23 protein-coding genes and 2 pseudogenes are annotated in these 26,655 nt (G+C 37.2%); 5 read left to right on the top strand and 20 right to left on the bottom strand.

The genetic code is table 11. The features are described from left to right. The first annotated feature begins 841 nt into the window (after positions 1-841). Genes RFH42_RS11665 through RFH42_RS11675 form a run of 3 tightly spaced genes read left to right on the top strand, consistent with a single transcriptional unit; the run spans position 842 to position 3,168 of the window. Positions 842-1,597, top strand: coding sequence for a hypothetical protein (locus tag RFH42_RS11665; protein WP_308975806.1), 756 nt, complete (start codon positions 842-844; stop codon positions 1,595-1,597). 16 nt (positions 1,598-1,613) lie between these two features. Continuing rightward, a complete protein-coding gene (locus RFH42_RS11670; protein WP_308975808.1) occupies positions 1,614-2,657 on the top strand; it encodes a linear amide C-N hydrolase in 1,044 nt (347 codons plus the stop codon). A 40-nt stretch (positions 2,658-2,697) separates the two neighbouring features. Further along, positions 2,698-3,168, top strand: a complete 471-nt coding sequence (locus RFH42_RS11675; protein ID WP_308975809.1) for a hypothetical protein — start codon at positions 2,698-2,700, stop codon at positions 3,166-3,168. 59 nt (positions 3,169-3,227) lie between these two features. Here the strand turns inward: RFH42_RS11675 and RFH42_RS11680 are convergent, their stop codons facing one another. Together RFH42_RS11680 and argS are read right to left on the bottom strand one after the other, a co-directional pair. Then, the gene (locus RFH42_RS11680; protein ID WP_308975810.1) at positions 3,228-3,836 is read right to left on the bottom strand and encodes an SPOR domain-containing protein; all 609 of its coding nucleotides are present in this window, start codon (positions 3,834-3,836) and stop codon (positions 3,228-3,230) included. 16 nt (positions 3,837-3,852) lie between these two features. Next, positions 3,853-5,652 carry an arginine--tRNA ligase gene (argS, locus tag RFH42_RS11685; protein ID WP_308975812.1) on the bottom strand — a complete coding sequence of 600 codons (1,800 nt, stop codon included), beginning with the start codon at positions 5,650-5,652 and terminating at the stop codon, positions 3,853-3,855. A 328-nt stretch (positions 5,653-5,980) separates the two neighbouring features. On the opposite strand from argS, the gene RFH42_RS11690 reads away from it, so the two are divergent. Beyond that, positions 5,981-7,681: an NAD-dependent malic enzyme gene (locus RFH42_RS11690; RefSeq protein ID WP_308975813.1), complete on the top strand. Its 1,701-nt coding sequence runs from the start codon at positions 5,981-5,983 to the stop codon at positions 7,679-7,681. Positions 7,682-7,780: 99 nt separating this feature from the next. Further along, positions 7,781-9,151 carry a phosphomannomutase CpsG gene (locus RFH42_RS11695; RefSeq protein ID WP_308975815.1) on the top strand — a complete coding sequence of 457 codons (1,371 nt, stop codon included), beginning with the start codon at positions 7,781-7,783 and terminating at the stop codon, positions 9,149-9,151. A 66-nt stretch (positions 9,152-9,217) separates the two neighbouring features. Here RFH42_RS11695 and galE read toward each other — a convergent pair whose 3' ends face one another. The 18 genes and pseudogenes from galE to rfbB form a co-directional block, all read right to left on the bottom strand. Further along, positions 9,218-10,234, bottom strand: coding sequence for a UDP-glucose 4-epimerase GalE (galE, locus tag RFH42_RS11700; protein WP_308975816.1), 1,017 nt, complete (start codon positions 10,232-10,234; stop codon positions 9,218-9,220). Positions 10,235-10,278: 44 nt separating this feature from the next. After that, positions 10,279-11,949 (bottom strand): glucose-6-phosphate isomerase, encoded by a 1,671-nt coding sequence (pgi, locus tag RFH42_RS11705; protein ID WP_308975817.1) that lies wholly within the window; start codon positions 11,947-11,949, stop codon positions 10,279-10,281. Next, a complete protein-coding gene (locus RFH42_RS11710; RefSeq protein ID WP_308975818.1) occupies positions 11,946-13,208 on the bottom strand; it encodes a UDP binding domain-containing protein in 1,263 nt (420 codons plus the stop codon). Before RFH42_RS11710 ends, pgi begins: the two co-directional genes overlap by 4 nt. 1 nt (position 13,209) lies before the next feature. After that, the gene (gene galU, locus RFH42_RS11715) at positions 13,210-14,088 is read right to left on the bottom strand and encodes a UTP--glucose-1-phosphate uridylyltransferase GalU (RefSeq protein WP_308975819.1); all 879 of its coding nucleotides are present in this window, start codon (positions 14,086-14,088) and stop codon (positions 13,210-13,212) included. Positions 14,089-14,135: 47 nt separating this feature from the next. Further along, complete coding sequence (locus tag RFH42_RS11720) at positions 14,136-14,744, bottom strand: sugar transferase (protein WP_308975820.1); 609 nt, start codon at positions 14,742-14,744, stop codon at positions 14,136-14,138. Between the two features lies 1 nt (position 14,745). Next, positions 14,746-15,888, bottom strand: coding sequence for a glycosyltransferase family 4 protein (locus RFH42_RS11725; protein ID WP_308975821.1), 1,143 nt, complete (start codon positions 15,886-15,888; stop codon positions 14,746-14,748). Beyond that, a complete protein-coding gene (locus RFH42_RS11730; RefSeq protein ID WP_308975822.1) occupies positions 15,875-16,972 on the bottom strand; it encodes a glycosyltransferase in 1,098 nt (365 codons plus the stop codon). Before RFH42_RS11730 ends, RFH42_RS11725 begins: the two co-directional genes overlap by 14 nt. Before the next feature lie 3 nt (positions 16,973-16,975). Then, the gene (gene wzy, locus RFH42_RS11735) at positions 16,976-18,403 is read right to left on the bottom strand and encodes an O-antigen polysaccharide polymerase Wzy (RefSeq protein WP_308975823.1); all 1,428 of its coding nucleotides are present in this window, start codon (positions 18,401-18,403) and stop codon (positions 16,976-16,978) included. Continuing rightward, positions 18,357-19,433, bottom strand: a complete 1,077-nt coding sequence (locus tag RFH42_RS11740) for a glycosyltransferase family 4 protein (protein ID WP_308975825.1) — start codon at positions 19,431-19,433, stop codon at positions 18,357-18,359. The genes wzy and RFH42_RS11740 overlap by 47 nt, the downstream gene beginning before the upstream one ends. A 3-nt stretch (positions 19,434-19,436) precedes the next feature. After that, on the bottom strand, positions 19,437-20,294 hold the full coding sequence (locus RFH42_RS11745; protein ID WP_308975826.1) for a glycosyltransferase: 858 nt from the start codon (positions 20,292-20,294) through the stop codon (positions 19,437-19,439). Next, complete coding sequence (locus RFH42_RS11750) at positions 20,291-21,265, bottom strand: glycosyltransferase family 2 protein (RefSeq protein WP_308975827.1); 975 nt, start codon at positions 21,263-21,265, stop codon at positions 20,291-20,293. Before RFH42_RS11750 ends, RFH42_RS11745 begins: the two co-directional genes overlap by 4 nt. Positions 21,266-21,278: 13 nt before the next feature. Then, entirely contained in the window at positions 21,279-22,535 is a 1,257-nt protein-coding gene (locus RFH42_RS11755) for an O-antigen translocase (protein WP_308975828.1), read from the bottom strand. A gap of 6 nt (positions 22,536-22,541) precedes the next feature. Next, positions 22,542-23,657, bottom strand: coding sequence for a DegT/DnrJ/EryC1/StrS family aminotransferase (locus tag RFH42_RS11760; protein ID WP_308975829.1), 1,116 nt, complete (start codon positions 23,655-23,657; stop codon positions 22,542-22,544). Between the two features lie 23 nt (positions 23,658-23,680). Then, a pseudogene (locus RFH42_RS16940) lies at positions 23,681-23,800 on the bottom strand (DapH/DapD/GlmU-related protein); the annotation flags it as partial. A 171-nt stretch (positions 23,801-23,971) separates the two neighbouring features. Then, a pseudogene (locus RFH42_RS16945) lies at positions 23,972-24,133 on the bottom strand (N-acetyltransferase); the annotation flags it as partial. Positions 24,134-24,279: 146 nt separating this feature from the next. Next, on the bottom strand, positions 24,280-24,711 hold the full coding sequence (locus RFH42_RS11770; RefSeq protein WP_308975830.1) for a sugar 3,4-ketoisomerase: 432 nt from the start codon (positions 24,709-24,711) through the stop codon (positions 24,280-24,282). Beyond that, entirely contained in the window at positions 24,708-25,586 is an 879-nt protein-coding gene (rfbA, locus tag RFH42_RS11775; protein WP_308975831.1) for a glucose-1-phosphate thymidylyltransferase RfbA, read from the bottom strand. Before rfbA ends, RFH42_RS11770 begins: the two co-directional genes overlap by 4 nt. Next, positions 25,583-26,644 carry a dTDP-glucose 4,6-dehydratase gene (gene rfbB / locus RFH42_RS11780; protein ID WP_308975832.1) on the bottom strand — a complete coding sequence of 354 codons (1,062 nt, stop codon included), beginning with the start codon at positions 26,642-26,644 and terminating at the stop codon, positions 25,583-25,585. The genes rfbA and rfbB overlap by 4 nt, the downstream gene beginning before the upstream one ends. Between the last annotated feature and the right edge of the window lie 11 nt (positions 26,645-26,655).

The following is a 26,655-nucleotide window of genomic DNA, read 5'->3' on the forward strand; positions in this document are numbered from 1 at the left end:
ATAAATAAAATAAAGTTATGATTCTATTTATTTACCTCAATTATATTAACTCAAGGAGATATATTTGCGAATCATTATCAACAAAAAATATAAACAAAACTCTAATAAATAAAAAAATCAATTAAAATAAATACCTTTCAAGTCACTAATTACAAATTTCATCCAAGGATTAAATACACATAGATCAATTCACTTAAAAAAAATAATAGCTAAAAACTATTACCATACATGTTAAGCTTTCAATCATCACCCCATCATAAATAATAAAAATATTGATCTAGAGTTAGAATTTATTTAACTAAACAACAAAAAGCCACTAAATTAATTTTACATACAACATTAATAGAGTCTAAAACTAAAACTCCTAAAAAGTTAAAACTATTTTTATTTAAAAAAATACTATCTGCGTTCTATTTATTTAATGATCATTTCAATCCACGTTATTTATGTCACCAACGTAAGAGTCTTTTTAAATATTTTTACCAATTGATAAAATTTAGACATTAGAAATAAGAATTATCATTATCAATAATAAATTTTATTTGAACATGAAAATATTTTTGCTCTAAGTTACCATTTCAATATGCAAATAATTTTTGTTTTAAATCATTAAGAAGTAACGGTTAGGTCAAATATCTAGTTATAGTAATGCAATTGTCATTCAAGTATTAAGCAATGGAGTATGACTTTTTTCAGGTTAGATCGACTGAAACAAAAAATAGTATGTGATAACAAGCAGTTTGCTTTTATATATTCGTAGCATGACTTAAGTTTTCCTATTACCATAAGCGAACATTGATTATCCAACATAACCAACAATTTCAATTTCATCGGACCGCATATGAAGTATAAACTGATCAGTTTACTCTCAGCCCTCACCTTTAGTCCCTTAATTTATGCAGACAATAATACTGATCATACTTGGGAGGGGCCCGTTAAGGTTAACCTCAACTTGTATGCCTTTGCTGCTGATGCCAATGGAGAAATTCAAAAAGGAAAAGTGCATTATGATGTTGACCAACCTTTTAAAGACAGTTTGGACTATCTAGATGAAACCTATATGGCCCACCTTGACATTAGTAAGGGCCGCTGGGGAGTATTTTATGATACACAAATGGCTAAACTCAGCACTGAAGAAAGTCTAGCCCATATACCAATTGCTGCTTTTGTAAAACAAAAACGACAAAGCTTAGGTGCGTATTATCAAGCCTACGTTTCTGAAAGAAATGCCAACAACAATTATCCTCGCTTTATTGTTGAACCGATGATTGGTATCCATCGCACAGAACTAAAGTCACAATTAAGTGCCCTTAATCACTCCAGTCAAGTGAATGCAGACTGGGATGAGGTATTTTGGGGAAGCCGCTTCAAATATAACTTTGACTCACCTGTCAATCTTGCTGCTGAAATGAGCTTTGGTGCTGAAGACACTCGTTCAGTACAAATGTATGCTGGGTACCGTCAAGAAATTTTTAAACGTCCTGTTAACTTTCGAATCGGTTATCGCTATTTTGAACAAGATCATCATAGTGGTGATTTTAAATGGCATATCACACAACACGGCCCTGTTATTGGGGTAAACCTTCCTATCTTTTAAAAAATAAGTGAATAGCATGAAAAAAATTATTTGCCAAAGTTTAATTGCGTCAAGTTTTTTACTAACAAGTATTGCGGATGCCTGTACTCGCGCTGTTTATATCGGTAAAAATGAGGTCATGACCGCACGTAGTATGGATTGGAAAAGCGACGTTGGTACAAATATTTGGATTTTACCAAATAAAGTTACACGCCACGGCGTAGCAGGTCCAAACTCCATCAAATGGACTTCAAAATACGGCAGTGTCATTGCGAGTGGTTACGATATATCAAGTACGGATGGTGTTAATGAAAAGGGACTCTCAGCAAACCTACTCTGGTTAGTTGAATCCCAATATCCAAATGTCGAAAAAAATAAAAAACCGACACTCAGTATTTCTCTATGGGCACAATATGTACTCGATAATTTTGCCACTGTAAATGAAGCTGTAACTGCCCTTGAGAAGGAACCATTTATAGTCGTCACCGATATGGTTCCTGGAGAAAAACGCCTCACAACTTTACACCTATCTATTTCAGATAGTAGTGGTGACAGTGCAATCGTAGAATATATTAATGGCAAACAAGTAATTCATCACAATAAAGAATATCAAGTCATGACGAACTCGCCTACATTTGATAAACAGCTTGCTTTGGATGACTACTGGCAGTTAATTGGTGGCACAACCATGCTCCCAGGCACGAACCGTGCTGCTGATCGTTTTGCACGTGCTTCATTCTATATTAATGCCATTCCTAAAGATGCATCGCCAGAACACTCACTAGCAAGCGTATTTAGTGTCATTCGTAATGTGTCTGTACCTTTTGGTTTAAATACTGAAGAACAACCAAATATCTCTTCTACACGCTGGAGAACTGTAGTCGATCATAAGCGTGTACGTTATTATTTTGAATCTGCAGTTTCACCAAATTTATTTTGGGTTGATCTAAAAGATATTAACTTTAACGATGGTAAGACACGAAAACTTGACCTAGGGGCAGATCAAGCGACAATTTATGCAGGCAAAGCCAATGCTGCATTTGTTGAAACAAAACCCTTCCCTTTCCTAGGTATCCAATGAAAATAACGTGATATTACTTGCCATACTTAAGAGGACTTGTATGAAAAAAATCGCTTTACTTTTAGGTAGTTCACTCATACTTAGTGCCTGTGCCAATCCACAGATAACACCAACAACACAAAATGCCACTAAAGGTATTTTACTGTGTGAGTTAGGTGAAATATGCCCAGTTGTTAAAGTAAACTGGAATACTCAAGACAAAAGTCAGGTTCAACTCGACATTTATCTTGATCATCCTGCTAGCTATTATGATATCAAAGCCATTGTGTTTAATAATGGTCAAATATCTTATGCTTATAAGCCAAGTTCAACTAACCAAGAGTTTAGACTTGGCTCTTATCGCTCTGCTGTTAGTATTGACACTCCCTTAGACTTAATGACCAAACTCAAAGGGACAACAGCGCTAAGCATGAATGTTATAACGGATAAAGGTGAAATTAAGCGTTATATCTATAAAGATGGCAAGGAGTCTTCAGCTTATTTACAGTTTGTTCAAGCTTATAGTCAGTAACAGAACTTAAATACAAAAAAAGACGCACTTTAAAGTGCGTCTTTTTTTACTTTCACGACTTAGCGCTTTACCACGATTGAATCAATGCCGCTATTTTGCAAAGTCTTTTGGGCAATCACTGCCGCACTTTGTGACTCATAAGGACCAGAAATTACGCGATACCAAACTTTACCATTATCTGTAGTCTTAATCACATCAGCAGATAAACCATTCAGTAAAATCTCTGCACGACGTGCATCTGCACTATCAGGATCAGCATAGCTACGCACTTGTAAAATATAAGATGGCTTCGTCTCAGCAGGTGCTGTAGATGTCACCTCCGTCGGCTCTTCACCTGTTGTAGGCTGTGGTGCCTGAGGAGCTTCTACTATCGTAGGTTGTGCATTCACAGGTGCTTCTGGCACAGCTTGTTGAGGGATCGGTGTCACTTGCTGCTGAGGCAACAAATCATAGAACCGATAGTCCTTGTTGGTTTCTTCTTTATAGTGCTCTGAACGCACTTCATTACTGTTCGCAGGAACAGGTGCCCATGGCTTCCATAAAATGACTGCAACAGCAGCTGCAATCACGAGCAAAATAACCACCAACATACCTAACCACTTTGGAACCAAAGATGGTTTGGGCTTATTACTGCGCTCTGTCACACCACGTTGTGTTTTACCGAACACGGACTACCCTCTCGTATTACATTTCTGTTGGTGCAGACACACCTAACAATGTTAGACCATTTCTCAAAACTTGCTGTACATTGCTAGACAAGAGTAAACGTGCCTGTGATAACTCAATATTTTGCTCATCAAGCACTTTCACACCATCTAACGCATACCAGCCATGAAATAAGGCTGCCAACTCTTTTAAATAATTCCCGACTTGATGCGGTTCATGTGCGTTTGCTGCACGTAAAACAATTTCGGGATAAGCTGCAAGTTTAGCCAAAATTTCAACTTCAGCCCCTAATTGTAATTGAATAGCAAGTGGACGTGCTGCAATTGCATCAAATGTAATACCAATCTTTCCAGCTTTCTGCAAAACACGTTGAATACGCGCATGTGCATATTGAATGTAATACACTGCATTATCTTTACTTTGCGAAACAGCAAGATCTAAATCAAAGTCAATATGTTGCTCTGACTTACGCATTACATAATAGAAACGTGCTGCATCATTACCAACCTCTTTACGTAAATCACGCAAAGTAACGTACTGCCCTGAACGTGAGGACATTTGCACCATCTCTCCACCACGCCATAAACTCACAAACTGTACTAATAACACCGTAAGCTTCGAAGAGTCATAACCCATTGCATCAATTGCTGCTTTAACACGTGCAATATAACCATGGTGATCTGATCCCCAAACATCAATGAGATCTGTAAATCCACGTTGCAGCTTATTTAGATGATATGCAATGTCGGATGCAAAATATGTTGTTTGGCCATTACGTCGTTTAACAACTCGGTCTTTTTCGTCACCAAACTCTGTCGATTTAAACCAAATATTGCCATCTTTTTCGTACAAATAACCACGTTGATCAAGAGTTTGTAAGGCTTCTTCAATTTTATCTGTAAGTGTTGCCTCACTAAACCACTGATTAAATGTTACACCAAACTCACCTAAATCCTGTTTGATATCTTGTAGGATCGCATGCAAAGCAGCTTGATGGAATACACGATAATCTGCACCAATTAATTGTTGTGCATTAAAAATTAATCCATCAATGTGTTTCTCTTTATCACCAGAAACAACAATCTTATTACCCTCTGCATCTAATTCAGCAGCATATTCGACATCTGCTGGAACATCTTTATAAACATCAGCCACAGCTTGTACATAAGCATCACCATCTTGGTTAATAATGCCTTGTGCAATTTCTTTGACGTATTCGCCTTGATATGCATTTTTAGGGAAAATAAGATCTTGCCCTAATATTTCTAAATAGCGTAAATAAGTTGATGTCGCCAAAATATCCATCTGACGGCCAGCATCATTGACATAATATTCTCGTTCAACACTTGCACCTGTTGCCTCAAGTAAGTTGGCAACAGTCATGCCGTACGCGGCACCACGACCATGACCTACGTGTAGGCTTGATGTCGGATTTGCAGAAACAAATTCTACTTGTACTTTTTTATTCGCATTCGTGGTGGTAAAACCAAATTTTTCTTGTTGTTGCTGAATGTGATCTAAAACTGCAAAACGTTGATCTGCATTTAAAAAGAAGTTGATAAAACCAGGGCCAGCAATTTCAGCCTTACTAATTTCACTCACTGCAGGAAGATGTGCCAAAAATTGTTCAGCGAGATCACGAGGTTTCATTGCTGCAGCTTTTGCTGCAATCATGGCAATATTGGAAGCAAAATCTCCGTGACTTCGATCCTTAGTTCGCGTCAAACTACTGGTGTTTTTCCAATCTGCGGGAAGAACGCCTTGTGACTGTAAAGCTTGAGTTGCGTGATCGAGTGCTGCTTGTATGGCGGTATTCATAATCTATCGAAAATGTAAGTCGTAGAAAAACAGCAAATATAGCAAATTTCACTCGCTTTAGGTGAGGAGATTTCAACATTAAGGTGTATGTTCTGTTTAAAACAGACCAATCTAATCTGCATAAATTTCAAACTTTGCCAACACTAACCTGAATTTTTCAATAAAAGCTATTGAACTTATCATTTCTTTGATATAGAGCCACCACCATTATCACGCAAATAAATACCTATTTAGTCCAAAATAGGCTTAAGCTTGGGTGTATCTGCCCTGATGTGCATATTGAACTTATCATTTTTTGATATCGCACAATCCACGCTTGAGATTGAAAATGACCACTGAAAATATAGAAAACCAACACCCTTTATATACACCTTATGCCGGCTACACCTTATTGGAGCTACCTTTACTTAATAAGGGCTCTGCTTTTTGCGAACAAGAGCGTAATGATTTCAACTTGCATGGGCTCATTCCACAAGTCATCGAAACAATAGAAGAACAGCACCAACGCTCATATCAGCAGTATATTTCTTTCAATGAAGACATCAATAAGCATATTTATTTACGAAATATTCAAGATACAAATGAAACTTTGTTCTATCACCTCATCAGTAAACACCTGTCTGAAATGATGCCAATCATTTATACCCCAACTGTTGGCGAAGCATGTCAGCGTTTTTCTGATATCTATCGACGTCATCGTGGAGTATTTATTTCCTATCCTGACCGCAATCGTATTGATGATATTTTACAAAATGTTAACCGTAAAAATGTCAAAGTCATCGTCATCACTGACGGAGAGCGTATTCTGGGCCTAGGTGATTTAGGCATTGGCGGAATGGGCATCCCAATCGGTAAACTTTCACTTTATACAGCCTGTGGTGGTATCAGCCCTGCTTACACTTTACCTATCACTATTGATGTTGGAACCAACAATCAACAGTTACTCAATGATCCAATCTATATGGGCTGGAGACAACCCCGAGTCGTAGGTGAAGATTATGATAACTTTGTTGAAGATATCTTCAGTGCAATTAAACGTCGTTGGCCAAAAGCGCTTATTCAATTTGAAGATTTCGCACAAAATAATGCAATGCCATTACTTGAAAAATATCGTGATAAATACTGTTGCTTTAATGATGATATTCAAGGTACTGCTGCTGTAGTTGTGGGCAGTTTAATTGCAGCAAGTCGTGCCGCTGGTAAACAGCTCAAAGATCAAACTATTGCTTTTTTAGGAGCTGGTTCAGCAGGATGCGGTATTGCAGAACAAATTATTGCTCAAATGGTTGAAGATGGTCTTAGCGATGCAGATGCACGTAGTCGTGTATATATGGTTGATCGTTTTGGATTAATTACTGAAAACATGCCTACTCTGCGTAGTTTCCAACGTGCATTAGCACAAAAGACTGAAAAAGTTTCAAGCTGGGGAAATGCTGAAGGCATGATTTCTTTACTAGATGTCGTACAATCGGCCAAGCCAAGTATTTTAATTGGTGTTTCTGGGCAAGCTGGTTTATTCAATGAACAAATCATTAAAAGCTTACATAAAAACTGTGCCAATCCTATTGTACTGCCACTTAGCAACCCCACTTCACATGTTGAAGCATTACCTGCTGATATCATTCGCTGGACTGATGGGCAAGCCTTGATCGCTACAGGGAGTCCTTTTTCTCCTGTAAATTATCAGGGTAAAATTCATAACATTTCACAGTGTAATAATGCCTACATTTTCCCAGGCATTGGCCTAGGCGTAATTTCGGTTCATGCAACCCGAGTGACAAACCGAATGATGATTGCTTCTAGTGCAGCACTTGCTGACTGTTCACCTAAACTGCATGACCCTGAAGCTGATCTCTTACCTAATCTAGATGAGCTACAAAGTGTGTCGAAGAAAATTGCTTTTCGTGTTGCAAAAGCGGCTATTGAAGATGGTGTTGCCCCTGCTTTAACTGATGAAGAATTGATTTCTCGTATCGAAGCTAACTTTTGGCAACCAGAATATCGCCACTATAAACGCGTTTCATTTTAAGTCGACTCACTCAACTTTAAGCACTACAACAACATCGCTGTAGTGCTTAATTTATGCTATAACAGACCCTTTCTTATCTTTGATCAAATAACTAGACTCATGACCATGCTGACTTGTTTTAAAGCCTACGATATTCGAGGAAAACTTGGTACAGAACTCAATGAAGAGATTGCCTATAAAATTGGTCGAGCCTATGGGCAGATCTATCAACCGAAACGTGTTGTCATTGGCTGTGATGTACGTTTAAGCAGTGAAGCACTTAAACAAGCCACCATTCGTGGTCTCAATGATGCTGGTGTTGATGTTTTAGACTTAGGTATGACAGGTACCGAAGAGGTTTATTTTGGTGCCTTCCATTTAGATGTACAAGGTGGAATTGAGATTACCGCTAGCCATAATCCAATGGACTACAACGGCATGAAATTGGTTCGTGAAAATTCACGTCCAATTAGTGCCGATACAGGATTAAAAGACATACAAGCATTGGCTGAAAGTGCTGACTTTACAGCAGTAGAACAACAAGGTCATTGTCAAACTTACAATATATTACCAGAATTTATTGAGCATTTATTAAGCTATATTGATCCTGCAAAAATCCGCCCATTAAAGTTAGTAATGAATGCTGGTAATGGTGCAGCAGGACACGTTATAGATGCACTTGAACAAAAGTTTCAACAACTCAATATTCCTGTAGAGTTCATCAAAATTCATAATGAAGCAGATGGTACTTTCCCTAACGGAATTCCTAACCCAATTTTACCTGAAAACCGCGACAGCACACGTCAAGCAGTACTCCTTCACAAAGCAGATATGGGGATTGCGTGGGATGGTGACTTTGATCGTTGCTTTTTATTTGACGAGAAAGGTCAATTTATTGAAGGTTATTATATCGTTGGATTATTAGCGCAAGCTTTTCTGCTCAAGCAAAAAGGTGAGAAAGTAGTACATGATCCACGTTTAGTATGGAATACCTTAGATATTTTGGAACAATATCAAGGGATAGCCGTACAATCCAAATCAGGTCATGCCTTTATCAAAGATGTAATGCGTGAACACAATGCTGTATATGGTGGTGAAATGAGTGCACACCACTATTTTCGCGATTTTGCTTATTGTGACAGTGGTATGATTCCATGGTTATTAGTCATCGCTGTACTTTCTGAAACCAAACTTTCACTCTCTACACTAGTAGAAGACATGATTGCTAAATTCCCTTGTAGTGGGGAAATCAATTTTAAAGTGCAAAATACTGCTAACACAATTCAGAAAATTTTTGACTATTATCAAGCTCAGCATCCTGAAATTGATCATACTGATGGTATTAGTCTAGATTTTGGTGCATGGCGTTTAAACGTTCGTGCCTCAAATACAGAACCTTTGCTTCGCCTGAATATTGAAAGTCGACGTGACCGCCATCCTCAACCTATGCAGCACTATATTGATGAACTAACAAGGATCATCCAAGCTTAAAGATTCGGTATATTTTAGAACAAACCAACCTCCGGTTGGTTTGTTCTTATTTACTGTTATATTAATTTAACGATAGCCCTTTGGATTTGTCTTTTGCCAATTCCAACTGTCTAGAAGCATATCTTCCAACGTATACTGTGGTTTCCATCCCAACTCAGTTATTGCCCTACGATTATCTGAGAATGAGGTAGCAACATCGCCTTCCCGCCGAGGAACAAACTGATATGGAATGTTAATTCCATTAACTTTTTCAAAAGCCTGCACCACTTGTAAAACTGATGATCCAGTTCCTGTGCCAATATTCCAAGCACGACAACCAGTGCTAAGCAAACGATTTTTTAGCGCGCATAAGTGAGCACTTGCTAAATCAACGACATGAATATAATCACGTACCCCTGTCCCATCTACGGTATCGTAGTCATTACCATAAATCGACAACTGCTCACGGCGCCCTACAGCAACCTGAGTCACATATGGCATTAAATTATTAGGGGTACCTTGTGGGTCTTCTCCCATACAACCACTTTTATGTGCCCCAACGGGGTTAAAATAACGCAATAATGCAATTGACCACTTTGGCTCAGCTATAGCTAATTTCTCTAAAAGCTGCTCAATAATTAACTTGGTATAGCCATAATTATTACTTGGCATTCCTGTTGGCATATCTTCATTTAACGGTGAAATATTACTTTCATCATATACTGTTGCAGACGAGCTAAATACCAATTTAAAGACTTGGGCACGCTGCATGGCATTAAATAATGCAATACTGCCAGCAATATTATGTTCAAAATACGTTAAAGGTATTTGTTGACTCTCACCTACGGCTTTAAGTCCAGCAAAATGAATCACTGCATCAATATTATATTTTGCAAATAATTGATCTAAAGTTGCCGCATCACGAATATCACCACGTATAAAAGTTAAGGTTTTATTACTTAAACTTTGTACGCGATGTAAAGACTGTTCAGAGCTATTTGAAAGATTATCTAAAACAATAACCTCATGTCCTGCGTCTAAAAGCTGTACACATGTATGTGAGCCAATATATCCTGCACCACCGGTGACTAGAACTGTAGCCATATTAACGAACCCAATTTATTTATGACATTTGCCATTGATAGTCTTTAAGAAATATCTTCTTGTTTAGCCAATAAAATTTGAATCAAACCTTGAGTTGAAGAATCCAATTGCACTGATGATTGCCCAGTACCATTTAAAATTGGCAAAAGCTGATTTGCAATTTCTTTGCCTTTTTCCACACCCCACTGATCAAATGGATTAATGTTCCATATCACAGATTGCACAAATACTTTATGTTCATATAAGGCAATTAACATCCCTAAGCTATATGGATTTAACTCCGATAACAATATTGTAGTACTTGGCTGATTACCAACATACTGTTTGTATCTAGGCAGTTGTTCAAGCTCATTTGGATCTAATGCTTGATTACCAAATGCAAGTAATCTTGATTGTGCTAAACAATTGGAAAGTGCCAAATGATGCTGTGCAATCAACGTTTCTGCATTTTTAGCATAAGTAAATTGATTTGCATTGTAACGATGTACAGGGGCAATAAAATCACAACTTACTGAATGCGTTCCCTGATGTAACAATTGATAAAATGCATGCTGTGCATTTGGCCCGACTTCTCCCCATACAATTGGACAAGTATTTAAACGCGTCGCCTGTCCATCACGTTGGATAGATTTACCGTTGGATTCCATCTCTAATTGTTGTAAGTATGCTGCAAAATACTTAAGCCGCCCATCATAAGGCAGTACTGCATGCGTTTGGATATTAAGAAAGTTATTATTCCAAATACCCAGTAACCCCATTAGTACTGGAATATTTTTATCAAAATCTGCACTTTGAAAATGCTGATCTATTTGATGTGCACCAGCCAACAGTTGTTTAAAACCTTGAACGCCAATTGTTAAAGCAATGGGTAAACCAATACAAGACCATAAAGAGTAACGACCACCAACCCATTCCCATAATAGGAACTGATTTTCAGCAGCAATACCCCATTGCGTCATTCTCTCTGGTTTGGTTGAAACTGCAACGAAATGACATTTAAGTACTGTCGGTGTTTTACCTAAACTATTTTCTAACCAACAACGAGCTGTTTGGGCATTAGACAAGGTATCAATCGTACCAAATGACTTCGATGAGATAATAAATAATGTCGTTTCTGGTCTAAAAGTATGTAATAAATCAGATAACTGACTACCATCAATAGTAGAAACAAAATGAACCCGTATTGGCTTTTCAGTGTTCACCTGAAAATCTGAAAGCGCGTGGCTGACCATCAATGGCCCAAGGTCTGACCCACCAACACCAATGTTAACCACATCACAAATGACTTCACCCGTTGCACCACGGTATTGGCCTGCATGGATTTTTTCAACTAATGCATACATCCGGTCTAATTGTTGATGTACATCATGAGCGACCATATGCTCTGATTGCAACTGTGGCAAACGCAGTGCCCAATGCATGGCAGCACGCTGCTCTGTTGTGTTAATTGCTTCACTCGAAAATAGTTTTTTAATCCACTGATCTAGCTGCTTTTCTTTAGCAAACTGAATCAAGGCTTCTGATACCTCAGTACCCATCCTCTGTTTGCTAAAATCAAAAGTCAAATGATCAAGCTGCACCGAAAACCGTTTAAATCGATTTGGATTATTTTCAAATAATTCATTCAGATGAGTTTGTTTATACTGCTGAGCCAGCGTAATTAATTTTTGTTCTGTATGATCTAATTTTTCTATATGTTCAAATGTCTGATTCATATGCGACCAACTCCTGTGTACACAAAGCCTTGAGCTTTAACGAAGTTTGGATCATAAACATTACGACCATCTAGAATATAAGGGTGCTTCATAATACGCAGTAATTGTTTAAAATCAGGACTGGCATATTGTGGCCATGCTGTCATTAAACAAAGGGCATCTGCTGCAACTGCTGCTTGATATTGTTCAGTGCATAAAATCAAATCATCACGTTGACCATACAGTTGCTTAATTTCATCAAGTGCTTCTGGATCGTGCAATCGAACAATAACACCCTGTGCCCAAAGTGCTTTTAACATGACATGAATAGGCGCATTTTGAACACTTGAAGTATTTTCCTTAAATGCTGCCCCCCAAATCGCAATTACTTTACCATGTAGATCACCATGATAGTAATTCCACATTTTTCTAAACATCACTTCTTTTTGTTGATCGTTAATCATACAAACTTGTGTGAGTAAACGACTTTGAACACCAGATTCAGATACAGTGCTAGATAGGGTCAAAATATCATGAGAAAAATTTTCCCCACCAAAGCCTACACCAGGGGAAAGATAAGTAGATCCAATACGACTATCTGCGGCTAAGCCATTTTTCACATTTAAAATATCTATACCCAACTTTTCAGCAACCATAGCCATATCATTCATATAACTAATTCTAGTGGCTAACATTCCAGAAATACTGAGTTTGGTAAACTCCGCATCAAGAATAGGCATAAATAAATATTGATGCTTCGCTGGAAAAATAGGTCTCAGCAATTCACGAAATAAAATTTCTGCTTCTTCACTATCTGTCCCAACAATATTTTGCTTAATTTGCAAAACACTCTGTAAAGCATGGCCCTCTTGCACAGTATCTGGAAAATAAACCCAGTGATCTTGTGGAGCAAGCTGTTTTAATCTATCTGTACCGTGTAAACCAAAAGTAGAACCGTTAATCATCAACTTAGGATGAATTAGCGGAGTACGCGCCAAACCTTGCAACACATCAGCCGCAATATCATACTCTGTTGGGCGAAAAGCAAAGAAAAATACGTCAGCATCTAAAGGTGCTTGCCCAAAACTCACCCGTTGTAAAAATTGTTGTTGTATCTGTTTATCTAAAAGGATATTTAAGTATTCATCGATAGCATTAGGAAGTGAATTGATCTCTATTGCATTAGGATCAGGACACCAAAACACTTGATGTCCATATTCCGCTAAAAGCGCTGTGATCACAGCTGCTTGTAAAGTATTGCCAAATACTACTATTTTCATTTTATAATTTGAGCTCTTGAATGAGTTCCTTAAAATCAGTACCTAATTTTGGGTGTTCAATACCATAATGTAATACTGCTTTGAGATAACCCAACTTACTGCCACAATCAAATGTTTGACCTTGCATTCGATACGCTTCAACAGGCTGAGACTGCTGTAGTAAGGCAATCGCATCTGTCAGCTGGATTTCATTCCCTGCACCTTTAGGTGTCTGTGCTAACAACTGCATAATTTGTGCGGGGAGAATATAACGTCCAACAACTGACAAGTTAGATGGCGCCGTACCCACAGCTGGCTTCTCCACAATACCTCGCATTGATACACTTTCACCCTGAAGTGGTGATGTAATAACATCAACAATACCGTATTGATCAACCAAATCATCTGCCACCGCTTCAACCATAATTTGCGCAGCTTGACTATGTGTAAAGTTTTTAATCATTTGAGCTAAATCATTATCTTGTGAAGATTGGGCTTTCACCAATACATCAGGTAATAATACAGCGAAATCATCATGACCAATGATATCCTTAGCACAAAGTACCGCATGGCCTAGCCCCAAAGGCTGTGGTTGTCTCACACTAATAACACTGACATGACTTGGAATGATGTTGCTAATCTCAGCCAATAAATCAAATTTTTGCTTTAACTCAAGCGTTGTTTCTAACTCAAAATTACGATCAAAATAGTTCTCAATAGATGCCTTTGAACTATGAGTTACCAAAATAATCTGCTCTATTCCAGCAGCTACTGCTTCTTTTACTACATATTCAATTGCTGGGCGATCAACCACAGTCACCATTTCTTTTGGAATTGACTTACTTGCAGGTAAAAATCGAGTACCTAGACCTGCAACAGGTAAAATTGCTTTTTTGATCATAATAACAACTTAAAGTGTCTGAATTTAAAGGAGACAATTTCCTAAACTTAATCTTTGTCTTCCTGTGTTGAATTGCCCTTAAACAATGACGGTCCTACATGGCCTGGTGCATTAATCCCATCACGTTTTGACATCACTGTAACTGTTTTAAACATAATCTTAAAGTCGAGCCAAATATTATGATGATCAACATACCAAACATCACATTTAAATCGCTCTTCATACGCCAAATCATTACGTCCATTGATTTGGGCTAAACCTGTCATTCCTGGTTTTACTTCTAAACGTCGGGCCTGTTCTGGTGAATAAAGTGCAACAAACTCTTTTAACATGGGTCTTGGTCCAACCACACTCATATCACCTTTTAAAACATTAATAAGTTGTGGCATTTCATCCAAACTCGTTGAACGTAACTTCTGTCCAAAAGGGGTAATACGCTCCTCATCTGGTAATGGCCGGCCTTGTGCATCCACTGCATCTTTCATAGAACGGAACTTAATCATTTTAAATAATTTACCGTTTTTGCCTGGGCGCTCTTGATAAAAAAAGATAGGTGAGCCTAAATTTCTGCGCACTTTGAGTGCAACATAAATAAAAATCGGCGACAGTATCATTAGTGCGACCAAGGAAATAATAATATCAAAAAATCTTTTCATATTAATTAGTTAACCCCATTATTCCCAGCAATTTATCATTAACTTTTTGTACATCATAAGCACTTAAAGCTATTTTATAACTTTCTTGCCCCATCTGATTTACTTTTTCTGGATTTTCTATAAAAAAGCACATTCGTTCAGCCAACGCACGGGCATCCCATCTAGGTACTAAAAAGCCATTTACACCATCTACTACAGTTTCACGGCAACCAGGGACATCCGTTGTAATGACAGGACGTCCCATCGCCATTGCTTCTTGTGTACTCCTTGGTACGCCCTCACGATAAGAAGGCAAAACAAATACACTGCTTTTACTGATCCACTCCTGAACGCTCGTCACATAGCCTGGATACTCAAATAAATTCTCTTGCAAGAGCTGATCTAAATCTTGTTGTTTTAATGCTCCCATATTTGCATGATCAATCTCACCGAGAACAGTGAATTGTGCTTGGGGATATTTGGATTTGACCAAACGTATTGCATTGATAAATTCAAAAATTCCTTTTTCTTTTAATAATCGGCCAATAAATAAAAAACGTATTGGCTCGATTGGAGCTACAGTGTATGGATATTTTGATAAATCAAGCCCAATTCCACCAAGAATATAAGACTGCGCAACTTTGATATGCTGTTGTTCAAGTAAATCATGACGATCATCGTTATTCAAAAAAATCATCTTATTCAGTTGAGGTAAGGCTAAGCGATATAACATTAATTGAATATTACGAATGACTTTTGTTTTTAAAGATTGGCCTTGGGGCTGGTCGGTAAAGGTATAACCTAGGCCTTCTAACATACCAATGATTAAAGGGACTTTGGCCCATCTAGCAGCAATACTTCCATAAATGACAGGCTTAGCGAAATATGAAAAAACAATATCCGCTTTAATTTGTTTTATTTTTTGGATGAGTTGTAAAAGAGCAGCAATATCTGCCAGTGGATTTAACCCACCTCGACTCAGTTGATAGCAAACAGGTATAGCACCTAATGCACTAATTTTTTCTAGACAATGATCGGTGTATTCTGACGTGAAGGCATATACTACATGTTGTTCTTTCACTAATCTTTTAATCAGGTCTGCCCTGAAACCATAGAAACTCGCACCCGTAGTCCCTATAAGTACAATTGTTTTACTTTGAGGCATAGATTTCCAACCACTTCTGTACTGAATGCGTTAAAGAAAACATATTTTCAACTCGTTGACGTGCTTGAACATTATTTTCATCTATGGCTTGTTGTGACATATTAAATGCAGTGAACAATGCATTTGCCAGAGCTTGAGCATTTTTGATAGGAACACGTATTCCAGTCTCTCCCATCACCTCACTCGCTCCCCCACAATTCGTTGCAACCACAAAAACTTCACAGGCCTGTGCCTCAATTAGAACTGTTGGCAACCCCTCAAAAGAGGATGACAATACAAAATAGTCAGCAATAGACATGAGCTGTCCAATATCTTCACGTCGCCCAAGCAATTGCACATCATTTAAAAGGTCGAGTTTTTCAATTAAGTGCTGTATATGTTGGCGTTGCTCGCCCTCTCCTACAATCAGTAACTTAGGTATACTTCCATCAACTAACTGACTTTTAAAAAGATGAAAACTTTGAATTAAATTTGGGTAATCTTTAGCTTCATGTAAACGGCCAACAGCCAATATTATTTTCTGTTGTGAATCAATACCCAGTTGTTCACGTAACTGTTGGGTTCCAAGCATTTTTCGTTGAAACTTACTTAAATCGATTCCATTATAAACAGTGCATATCCCCCCTTCGGGTACAGCACCTAAACGCTGAAAATTTTCTGCAGCTGACATACTGACATTTGTTGTAATATCGGACCATCGGTGCGTCAGTCGATAAGCCAACATTCGTAATTTCCCCCCTTCATTACTACTATGAGCCGTGCATATTAATCTTTTTGTAGGTTTCACAATACGACTTAAACGTGCAAAGATATTGGCATGTACCATATGTGCATGTACCACATCAGGGGAAAATTGTTTAAGCAAAAGATGGTACTTGGCAAAGGACTTATAACTTGAGGCTATGCCTTCAAGTTCTAAATAGATTAGCTCGATTTCTGGTTGTTGCGGTCTAACCACAACCTCACCCGTTAAATATGCAATTTTAACCTGATGACCCTGTGCATACATTGCATCGGCTAAGTTTACCACTACATTTTCTGCACCACCGCCACCTAGCCCAGTCACCAGAAATAATATACGCATCTTTTAACGCTCTCTTCTTAACATTTGATTGAGAAAGATGATCAGCAATAGGAAAATAACCGTATAAAAGATCAATGGAAATACTGTATTCAATCCTGCACGAGGTAGGAAACACAGAGGAATGACTAGGGAGCTAATAATCACTTTCAAAAAGAGATTCTTATTGACATTATTTTGCATGTAATTAATAAAAACTGAAAACAGCACAATAAAAACTGAATAGAGAATCATGTTTCCAAACGAATAAACATACGCATCAGAAAATAATGACCAACCTAAACCATAGCCCAACCCAAATAAAACTGGGTCCAAAGTATAACTTAAAAATGACCCAAAATTAATATCGTAGGTATTTACACCATATCCAAGTAGTGAAAGAACCAAACTCACTCCAGGAATAAAATTTTGAAAATATGGGACAAGTGGGTAATGACTCACACTCATTGAGTCATTAAAAACCATTAAAGTCACGCCCTGAGTATAAACAAGACCCAAAATTTTATCTGATAAAGTTTCAGTTCCCACCTCACCACGAAAACTGACTAAATTGAAAATAGCCGTTAAAAAAATAAATACACAAATGATGAGCGTAAAGACTTTTAAAAAATTTACTTTTTTTAATCCATAGTTTGAGTTATACCAAAATAACAAAAGCATATAACAAATGAATCCTCCCCTCAGCCCCATAATGAATTGACCAAAATAATAACCACCAAGAATAAATAAAAAAATATTTCTCATTCTTCGGTCATCTTGTACTAAAAACAATCCTACAGAAGCTGCAAGTAGAGTTCTAATAATCGAGCTAAACTCAAATCCATAACTACTATCTTGGGCATCATATAAAGCCAAATACCCCCCTGAAATTACAGATAAAATTCCCTGCTGTACCGAATAATAAATATAGAAAGCGAAGATCAGCAACAATAAGGATAAAATTAATTTATTAACTTTAAAATCAACTGGTTGTATGTTTTTTTCTTTTAATACTAATAATGATAAATATAATCCTATTTCTAAAGAAACAAACCCACTGAAGACATAAAACATCAAATGACTTGCTTCAGCTTCGCCCAAATAACGATTACCAAAAAATTCAACATTAAATAATATGCCATTAAAACCAAAGAAGATAGCAAGTAGACGCCCTGCTATAAACAAAATACTGGTCATATAAAACAGAGAAAAAATTGTTGCTAAGCTAATACGACAGCTATATCTAAAAAAGTAGACGATGACCAAATAGGCCATAAAAAGTACAGACCAAACATAATCTGTAAAAACTAGAACCGTTCCACTAAAATAGATAAGAATTAAAACCGTCTGAAATAAAATAAAAAAAATTAGTGAGTATTTATAATTATTGTATTGTTCATGCATAAAGTCACTCCAAAACTTTTCTCCAAAAACCCATGATATTATTAGAATCAAACCTTAATACATTATTTTGAGAAGATTGAACCATATGCTGATATTGTTGCTGATCCATCTTTGTTGCCCGAAACAACCCCTCAGCTAAATCCTCCACTGAATGACACAAGAAGCCATTTTCACCATTTTGAATAATCTCTGCAGGCCCAGTATCACAATCCATTGAAACTATAGGTAAACCATAAGCCTGTGCTTCAATAAGCACCATAGGCAGCCCCTCAGATCGTGAACTTAAACAATAAAATGAGCATGTTCTATAGTACTGATCTACATTTTTAGTCGCAGCAATAAATTCAATACGGTCATTAATCGCCAAATCTTTTGCCTGTTGTTTTAATTGTTCTTCATCTTCGCCACTGCCTACAATTCTCAATGTCCAATCATCATTCTGCTTACACACCCATGCCCATGCCGTAATTAAACGGTCAAAACCTTTGATCGCTGTTAAACGCCCCAATGACAAAATAACCTTATGTTCTAGACTTGGTAGATGTTGGATATTTTCATAAGGTGAGGGATTGGCAATTGGAATAATCTTCGCTTTTATGTGTTTCAAACCCTTTTCCCACAAAAGCTTATCCCGCTCTGTGAGTGTTACTATCGTATCGCAATATTTAGCCGCCCACTTACGCCCTAAACGCCTAAAGGAGACACCTAAATCAACATTAAAATTAAAATGTTCCCAGCAAATATGCTGAACATGATGAAGACCGATTAATGCGGGTACAGTAAAAACACAAGATATGCTATCAACCACAATCAAATGATCAATTTTATGCTGTTGTACAAATTTTCTGATTTTAAAACAACAAGCAAAAAAGTTCTTTTTCATGGAAACTTTTTGATCAAACAATTGGTGTAATTCAACCTGTTCATGTAAGGGAAAGAAAGCTTGTTTTCCACCAGATATACTCAGCATATAAAGCTGATGACCGTCTTCAGCTAACAAGTTTGCAATTAAAGAGCTCACTCTTTCCGTGCCACCAGATAAACCAATATCTCCAATTAAAAAACATATTCTTTTGGTCATGGCCTAACTTCTTTTTAAGAAAATTTTCTTCATTAATTGCTTAAATTTAAAGAACAAACGGAGACATAAAATCTGCATTGATAATTTAAAATCAATCATTAGTGTTCCAAGTGCATTATCCCAGCAAACTTTAATATAAGCCTTTTTAAATAATGGCTGTTGCTGAAATTCATTCACTACCTGCAAACACCCCAAAGCCATTTTGTAGGGATTTGAATATGTATTTCCACCATGGGCTCTATAATAAGAAAACAATTGATCGGTATATAAAATCTTGCCACCTGATTCCATCAGTTTTAAATACATATACCAATCTTCGACAATCATGCCACTCACAAAACCACCCGTCTTACGTAGCTCGCTTAAACGGATCATTTGTGTTGGTGCTGGTAAAAAACGATCGGTATACATCAGGTCATTAAAAGAAAAAACCTTATCTTCCTGTCTAATCTCGCCTATTATTTTATTGTTATTATCAATTAGTTGAACTGCACCAAATACTGCAACATATTCTGGATTTTTTTGAAGGTATTCAACTTGAATTGCCGATTTATCCTGAAACATTTGATCATCAGAAGCTAAAGTTGAAAAGAACTCACCCTGACACCATTCTAATGCTTCATTTAAAGTTGCACTCAATCCTTTATTGGCACGAGAACGGAATTCAAAACGAGAAAAACGCTGCTCACACGCCTCCACCATCGCATTAATTTTCTCTACAGAGTGATCTGGTGAACCATCATCTATGATTAGAAGTTCAATATTTTCATAGCTCTGATCAATTACACTCTGAATACTATATTGCACAAACTCTGCATGGTTATAGCAAGGAATAACGACTGAGACTAAAGGTTTGTTCATAGAATAGCCTTATAAATAGCTAAAAGTTTTACAAGTAAAAATTGGATCTTACGCTTCAGATCAAACTGACGATACAGACTGTGTTCAGCAATATACTGCATGCCAATCTGAATACTCTGTATCCACTCTGCTTTGTTTTCTAATTTGTCTTTATTTTCTATAAGGTATCTACAAACACCCCAAATCGTTGACATCAAGCTACGTGCAGCTAGAGATATTGCATTACTATCATGTTCAGTGACAAATGCAAATAAAATGACCGAATTCCTAATAATATTATGCTTATTAGGATTTAGCTTCTTAGTAGTCGAATCTACATTATATTTATAAGTATAAGTACTCTGACAAACCTCTATAGACTGTGCGTAGAAAAATAATATACGAGTAATTACCTCATCATTATTTAGGTAATTATACCCTTCTTTATTGTAACGAGCATATTCAGCATAAGCTTGTTCATATAAAGCCTTACTAAAACAGCCATAACCATGCACACCCCAACCATCAATACTATTCAAAAAAGCTTCATAGGCGGTAAAAGGTGTAGTTTTAAACATCTCAAAGGGCTGCCTTCTAATAACACCTTTTTCTAAAACCTCATATTCTAAATTGAATAACACAATATCTGCTGAATGCTGCTGTAATTGATTGATTACAGCTTCAATTGCATCTATAGCAATTTGATCATCACAATCTAATTGCATGATATATTCATTGATGCACTGTGCCACCCCAGCTTGCCTAGCTGCAGCTGCACCACTATTTTTTTGCTGTATTAATTTAATGCTCAAATCAGGATACTGAATAATATAGTTATTAATTATGCTCACCGAAGTATCAGTCGAACCATCATCAATAAAAATTAATTCAAATGCTTTTGAAGTTTGTAAATAAAGGCCCTCTATACATTGAGCCAAATTTTTTTCTTCATTATAAACAGGAATGATAATTGATATTTCATATTCCCTCATACTAATCTCCTACCTAACCTAGGTCATATTTTAGTTTTTTATGTGAAAAGTATGCACATACAATCCAATAAAAGAAGTTATTTATAGCAAAGGCCAGTGCAATTCCCTTAAAGCCATATATATCAGAAAGAAGCATTGTTAACGGTATGATACTGACTAGAAAGAATGTTTCTAAACTAATAAATAATCGCGTCATCGCCTGACTGAGCATCATATAGGTCACAATCCAGCTTCCTATACGCAGTACATCACCAACCAATTGCCAAAATAGTAGCTCTAACATCGGCTTAAATTGAACTGTAAATAAGATTTCAACAACCAGTTCTTTAAACACATATACCATAGCAGCGGATAATGCTGCGATTGGTAAAATGACGAGATAGCCTTTTCTAACCTCTTTTTTAATCTCTATATATTTTTTTAATTCTGATAATTTTGGTAAATAGTAAACACCGATTATTGTTGAAGCAAATAATAAGTAACCTAGACTTAGGCGGTTCATACCATCCCAATAACCGGCAAAGTCCCAACCGTAAGTTTTCACTACATACGAACGCAAAATAAACTGAGTAATATTTCCAACAACAACACTCACTACAGCCATTAATGCAAAGGCCGAGAGCTTTTTTGCTAATGGGCGCTCAATCTTCCCCCAAAACATTTCAGAACGATACCACGGACTTCTTCTAACAATAAACCAAGTCAGAAAAAAAGCCACTGATTGATTAATTGCTAAAGCAACCAATGCACCATACAAACCATAACTCACCACTAATATACAAGTAACTAAAAGGGTGATTAAAGTCCCACCAATATTGGCACTGACCAATTTAACAATTTCTTTTTTACCATTAATAACTGCAAGTAAGAAACCATTTAAATTAAAAAACACCAAAAAAATAGCAAGCCAAATAAACACTGACCAATAGTCACTATGTTTAAAAATGGATTGTGACAGATTAAAACTACAACAAATCAGGATAACTGAAATTAATAGTGTAAAAAGAATAATGAGTTTAGAGGATGTTGCCCAAAGTCGGCGTTGTAATTGCTCATCCTCATGATACTCTGCGGTGTATTTCACTATACCGCTATTAATAAAAGAGCCACCAATACCAGTAACCACCTGTACAAAATTCTGAAATTGCCCAATAAGCGCATAACCAGATGGTCCAACATATATAGCCAATATTTTATTCAGCAATAACATAGTCACTGTCTTAATAAAAACAGCAATGCCATTTAAAATACTGGTATTGAGTAAGTTCATAACAGATTAAGCTCTAAAAGCATTGCATAATTGAGCAATTTTTTCTGCATCTTGTTTGTTTAATGTTGGTCCCATAGGCAAACTCAATACTTGTGCATGTAATTGCTCAGATATTGGGAAACTCAAGTGGTTCCATTGTTGATACGCTGGCTGTTGATGCGGTGGAATTGGATAATGGATGAGAGTTTGTACACCATGATCAGCCAAATACTGTTGTAAAGCCTGACGATTTTGAGTTTGTATTACAAATAAGTGCCAAACATGTTGAGTATAATCATGTGCATTCACATTCTGTAATGGCAACTGTAATAGTGGATTGTTAATTTGAGTTAGATAGATATCAGCGATCGCTCGACGTTGCAGTATTTCATTATCTAAGTGTTTTAATTTCACATCCAACATCGCCGCCTGAATCTCATCTAAGCGGCTATTTACACCTTGTACTAAATTTTTATATTTTTCATGTGAGCCATAATTACGTAACGCACGCAGCATTGTGGCTAGTTCAACGTCATTAGTCGTAATTGCACCTGCATCACCTAAGGCACCCAAATTTTTACCAGGATAAAAGCTAAAACCTGCAGCATCTCCCCATACCCCGGCCTTCTTACCTTGTATCTGCGCGCCATGTGCTTGCGCTGCATCCTCCAAGACGAGAAGCTGATGCTTCTTCGCTATACGCATAATCTCTGGCATATTTGCAAGCTGGCCATACAAGTGTACTGGCAGTATAACCTTCGTTTTTGCCGTAATTGCTGCTTCAATCTTATTTGGATCAAGGTTAAATTGCGAAGGATCTGGTTCAACCAAAACAGGAACTAAATCATTTGCTGAAATAGCTAAAATACTTGCTATATAAGTATTTGAAGGAACCAGAACCTCATCCCCAGCTTGTAGTTTTCCGAGTTCTTTCCATGCACGTAAAGTCAAAATCAGTGCATCTAGACCATTAGCAACACCAATTGCATACTGACTACCGCAATAAGCAGCAAAGTTTTGCTCAAACTGTTCTAGATACTGCCCAGTAATATACCAACCTGAATCAATAACCTGCGTACAAGCCTCAATCAGCTCAGCACGATACTGTTGATTAATACTCTTTAAATCTAAGAAAGGGATCATTTTTCTATATAACCTTTAATCGTTGCTGGATTACCCACGACTACAGCATAATCAGGTACATCTTTGGTAACGACAGCACCAGCACCAATCATTGCTTTTTGACCAATCTTAATACCAGGTAATATTGTTGCGTTTGCTCCAATACTGGCACCTTTTTCAACGATGGTCTGTGGGTAGACATCTATATACTGTTTTGAACGAGGCTTTTTATCATTGGTAAATGCAACACATGGTCCAACAAAGACATCGTCTTCTAAATGGATACCATCCCACAAATACACTCCCGACTTGATCGTGACGTTATTACCGACGACAGCACCATTTTCAATCAAAGTATGCGCGCAAATATTACAATTACGACCAATCTTGGCCCCTTCAAAAATTACACTAAACTGCCAAACTCTGGTGCCTTCTCCAATGTCCTCACTTTTTACATCTGAAAGTGGATGAATGAATACTGTTGATGTCTCAAACATGGCAAGTTATATCCCTATCTCTGATTCAAGATGTAAATATAACTTAATGCTTCAAGTTTAGATGCTACTTTTAAAAAAATTACATCATCAACAGTGTGACCCAAGTATTCAGGTTAAAACTAATGATTTATTCTTTATAATAAAACTCAAACAACATTCGGTGCTGAAAGCATAGAACTATTTTCCTGAATGACTCGTAAGAATTGTTGATAATCGCGAATATAGTCAGCTTCATCATAGTGCTCACTAGCCAAGACCAATAGTACGCAGTCTTCAGAAAAGTCGTGCATTTCTCGCCAGAGCAACCCTTCAATCAGTAAACCTTTAGTAGGTTGATCCAAAACAATATCTTGTTTCTCATGCCCATTGTCCAAAATAAAACGACAATGACCTTTGACACAAATAGCGAGTTGCTGCAAATTTAGATGCGCATGAAAACCACGTGCTTGCTGGTTGGTATTAAAAATATAATACAAACGCTTCACTTTGAATGGCACATTTTCCCCAGACTCAATCGCGACTAAACCACCACGCTCATCTGAGAAATCTGGTAAATCGACTAATTTGACTAAGCTCATTCAACATCACTCAGTAATGATAGTAAATATTGACCATAATCATTCTTCTGCATACTTAGACCGATAGTCCTCACTTGCTCACGATTCAACCAACCGTTATTTAATGCAATTTCTTCTAAACACGCGACCTTATAGCCCTGTCGTTTTTCTAAAGTTTCGACAAATTGTGCAGCCTCTAATAAACTGGCATGTGTTCCTGTGTCTAGCCAAGCAAACCCTCGCCCTAACAATTCAACGTTAAGATCGCCACGCTCTAAATACATTTGGTTAACTGTCGTAATTTCCAGCTCACCGCGCTCAGAAGGTTTTACCTGTTTAGCAATCTCAATGACATCATTGTCATAAAAATATAAACCTGTAACAGCAAAATTTGACTTCGGTTTTTGGGGTTTCTCTTCTAAAGAAACAGCACAACGATTTTCATCAAATTCAACCACACCAAAGCGTTCAGGATCTTTTACTTGATAGCCAAAAACAGTCGCACCAGATGATCGACTTGCAGCCTGACGCAACATTGGGGTAAAGCCTTGGCCATAGAAAATGTTATCGCCTAGAACTAAACAGACAGAACTCTTTCCAATAAACTGTTCACCGATAATAAAAGCCTGCGCTAAACCATCTGGACTAGGCTGTACGGCATACTGTAATTCGACCCCAAATTGCGAACCATCACCGAGCAAACGTTTAAACCCATCCAAATCTTCAGCTGTGGTAATGACCAGAATTTCACGAATACCAGCCAGCATTAATACAGATAATGGATAGTAAATCATTGGCTTATCATAAATAGGCAATAGCTGTTTAGAAACACCCTTGGTAATTGGATATAAACGCGTCCCTGAACCACCTGCTAGAATAATACCCTTTGTGCTCATGATATATTTACACCCAATCGTTGCCCTTGATAACTACCATCTTGTACTCGATCACACCAATCTAAGTGATTTAAATACCACTCTACAGTTTTTCGAATTCCCGTCTCAAACGTTTCTAATGGTTTCCAACCTAATTCATTTGCAATTTTTGTCGCATCAATCGCATAACGCAAATCATGACCTGGTCGATCTTGAACAAACTCAATCAACTCAGCATAAGTCCCACCATCTCTACGTGGCTGTAACTCATCTAAAATTTTGCAAATGCTCTGAACGACTTCAATATTCTGTTTTTCGTTATGACCACCGATATTATAAGTTTCACCCACTTTCCCTTGGGTCATCACGCAATATAATGCTCGAGCATGATCTTCAACAAAAAGCCAATCACGAATCTGATCACCTTTGCCATAAATAGGTAAAGTCTTACCCTGTAAAGCATTCAAAATCACCAGCGGAATCAGTTTCTCAGGGAAATGATAGGGTCCGTAGTTATTTGAACAATTCGTGATAACAACAGGTAACCCATACGTTCGATTCCAAGCACGTACCAAATGATCTGAACTGGCCTTACTGGCAGAATAAGGTGAGCTCGGTGCATAACTCGTTGTTTCTGTAAATAAGTCAGTTGTTCCCTCTAAATCACCATAAACCTCATCGGTTGAAATATGATGCAATCTAAACTGTGACTTCTTCTCTACAGAGAGCGACATATAATAATGGCGTGCAACCTCCAGTAAGGTATATGTGCCAACAATATTCGTTTGAATAAAGGCTGCAGGACCATCAATTGAACGATCTACATGTGATTCCGCTGCCAGATGCATTACTGCATCTGGTTTAAAATCTTTAAATATTTTGGTCAAATATGTAGCATCACAAATATCAGCCTGCACGAATTGGTATCGTGGATCTTGATCAATTTCAGACAACGACTCAAGATTGCCAGCATAAGTTAATTTATCTACATTCAAAACATGATGTTGTGTATTTTGAATTAAGTGTCGTACTACAGCTGAACCAATAAAACCTGCACCACCTGTCACTAAAATATTCATACGATTCCTAT

The sequence above is a fragment of the Acinetobacter rudis genome (genome assembly GCF_031157835.1).
GTDB classification, from domain to species: domain Bacteria; phylum Pseudomonadota; class Gammaproteobacteria; order Pseudomonadales; family Moraxellaceae; genus Acinetobacter; species Acinetobacter rudis_A.

What these genes read in the sequence shown, in the direction of transcription:
- RFH42_RS11695 (WP_308975815.1), top strand. Translation starts at nt 7,781, where the DNA reads ATGACCATGCTGACTTGTTTTAAAGCCTACGATATTCGAGGAAAACTT.
- RFH42_RS11740 (WP_308975825.1), bottom strand. Translation starts at nt 19,433, where the DNA reads ATGACCAAAAGAATATGTTTTTTAATTGGAGATATTGGTTTATCTGGT.
- RFH42_RS11710 (WP_308975818.1), bottom strand. Translation starts at nt 13,208, where the DNA reads ATGAAAATAGTAGTATTTGGCAATACTTTACAAGCAGCTGTGATCACA.
- argS (WP_308975812.1), bottom strand. Translation starts at nt 5,652, where the DNA reads ATGAATACCGCCATACAAGCAGCACTCGATCACGCAACTCAAGCTTTA.
- pgi (WP_308975817.1), bottom strand. Translation starts at nt 11,949, where the DNA reads ATGAATCAGACATTTGAACATATAGAAAAATTAGATCATACAGAACAA.
- RFH42_RS11730 (WP_308975822.1), bottom strand. Translation starts at nt 16,972, where the DNA reads ATGCGTATATTATTTCTGGTGACTGGGCTAGGTGGCGGTGGTGCAGAA.
- rfbA (WP_308975831.1), bottom strand. Translation starts at nt 25,586, where the DNA reads ATGAGCACAAAGGGTATTATTCTAGCAGGTGGTTCAGGGACGCGTTTA.
- rfbB (WP_308975832.1), bottom strand. Translation starts at nt 26,644, where the DNA reads ATGAATATTTTAGTGACAGGTGGTGCAGGTTTTATTGGTTCAGCTGTA.
- RFH42_RS11770 (WP_308975830.1), bottom strand. Translation starts at nt 24,711, where the DNA reads ATGAGCTTAGTCAAATTAGTCGATTTACCAGATTTCTCAGATGAGCGT.
- RFH42_RS11750 (WP_308975827.1), bottom strand. Translation starts at nt 21,265, where the DNA reads ATGAGGGAATATGAAATATCAATTATCATTCCTGTTTATAATGAAGAA.
- RFH42_RS11720 (WP_308975820.1), bottom strand. Translation starts at nt 14,744, where the DNA reads ATGAAAAGATTTTTTGATATTATTATTTCCTTGGTCGCACTAATGATA.
- RFH42_RS11745 (WP_308975826.1), bottom strand. Translation starts at nt 20,294, where the DNA reads ATGAACAAACCTTTAGTCTCAGTCGTTATTCCTTGCTATAACCATGCA.
- RFH42_RS11690 (WP_308975813.1), top strand. Translation starts at nt 5,981, where the DNA reads ATGACCACTGAAAATATAGAAAACCAACACCCTTTATATACACCTTAT.
- RFH42_RS11755 (WP_308975828.1), bottom strand. Translation starts at nt 22,535, where the DNA reads ATGAACTTACTCAATACCAGTATTTTAAATGGCATTGCTGTTTTTATT.
- RFH42_RS11760 (WP_308975829.1), bottom strand. Translation starts at nt 23,657, where the DNA reads ATGATCCCTTTCTTAGATTTAAAGAGTATTAATCAACAGTATCGTGCT.
- galU (WP_308975819.1), bottom strand. Translation starts at nt 14,088, where the DNA reads ATGATCAAAAAAGCAATTTTACCTGTTGCAGGTCTAGGTACTCGATTT.
- galE (WP_308975816.1), bottom strand. Translation starts at nt 10,234, where the DNA reads ATGGCTACAGTTCTAGTCACCGGTGGTGCAGGATATATTGGCTCACAT.
- RFH42_RS11665 (WP_308975806.1), top strand. Translation starts at nt 842, where the DNA reads ATGAAGTATAAACTGATCAGTTTACTCTCAGCCCTCACCTTTAGTCCC.
- RFH42_RS11675 (WP_308975809.1), top strand. Translation starts at nt 2,698, where the DNA reads ATGAAAAAAATCGCTTTACTTTTAGGTAGTTCACTCATACTTAGTGCC.
- RFH42_RS11725 (WP_308975821.1), bottom strand. Translation starts at nt 15,888, where the DNA reads ATGCCTCAAAGTAAAACAATTGTACTTATAGGGACTACGGGTGCGAGT.
- RFH42_RS11670 (WP_308975808.1), top strand. Translation starts at nt 1,614, where the DNA reads ATGAAAAAAATTATTTGCCAAAGTTTAATTGCGTCAAGTTTTTTACTA.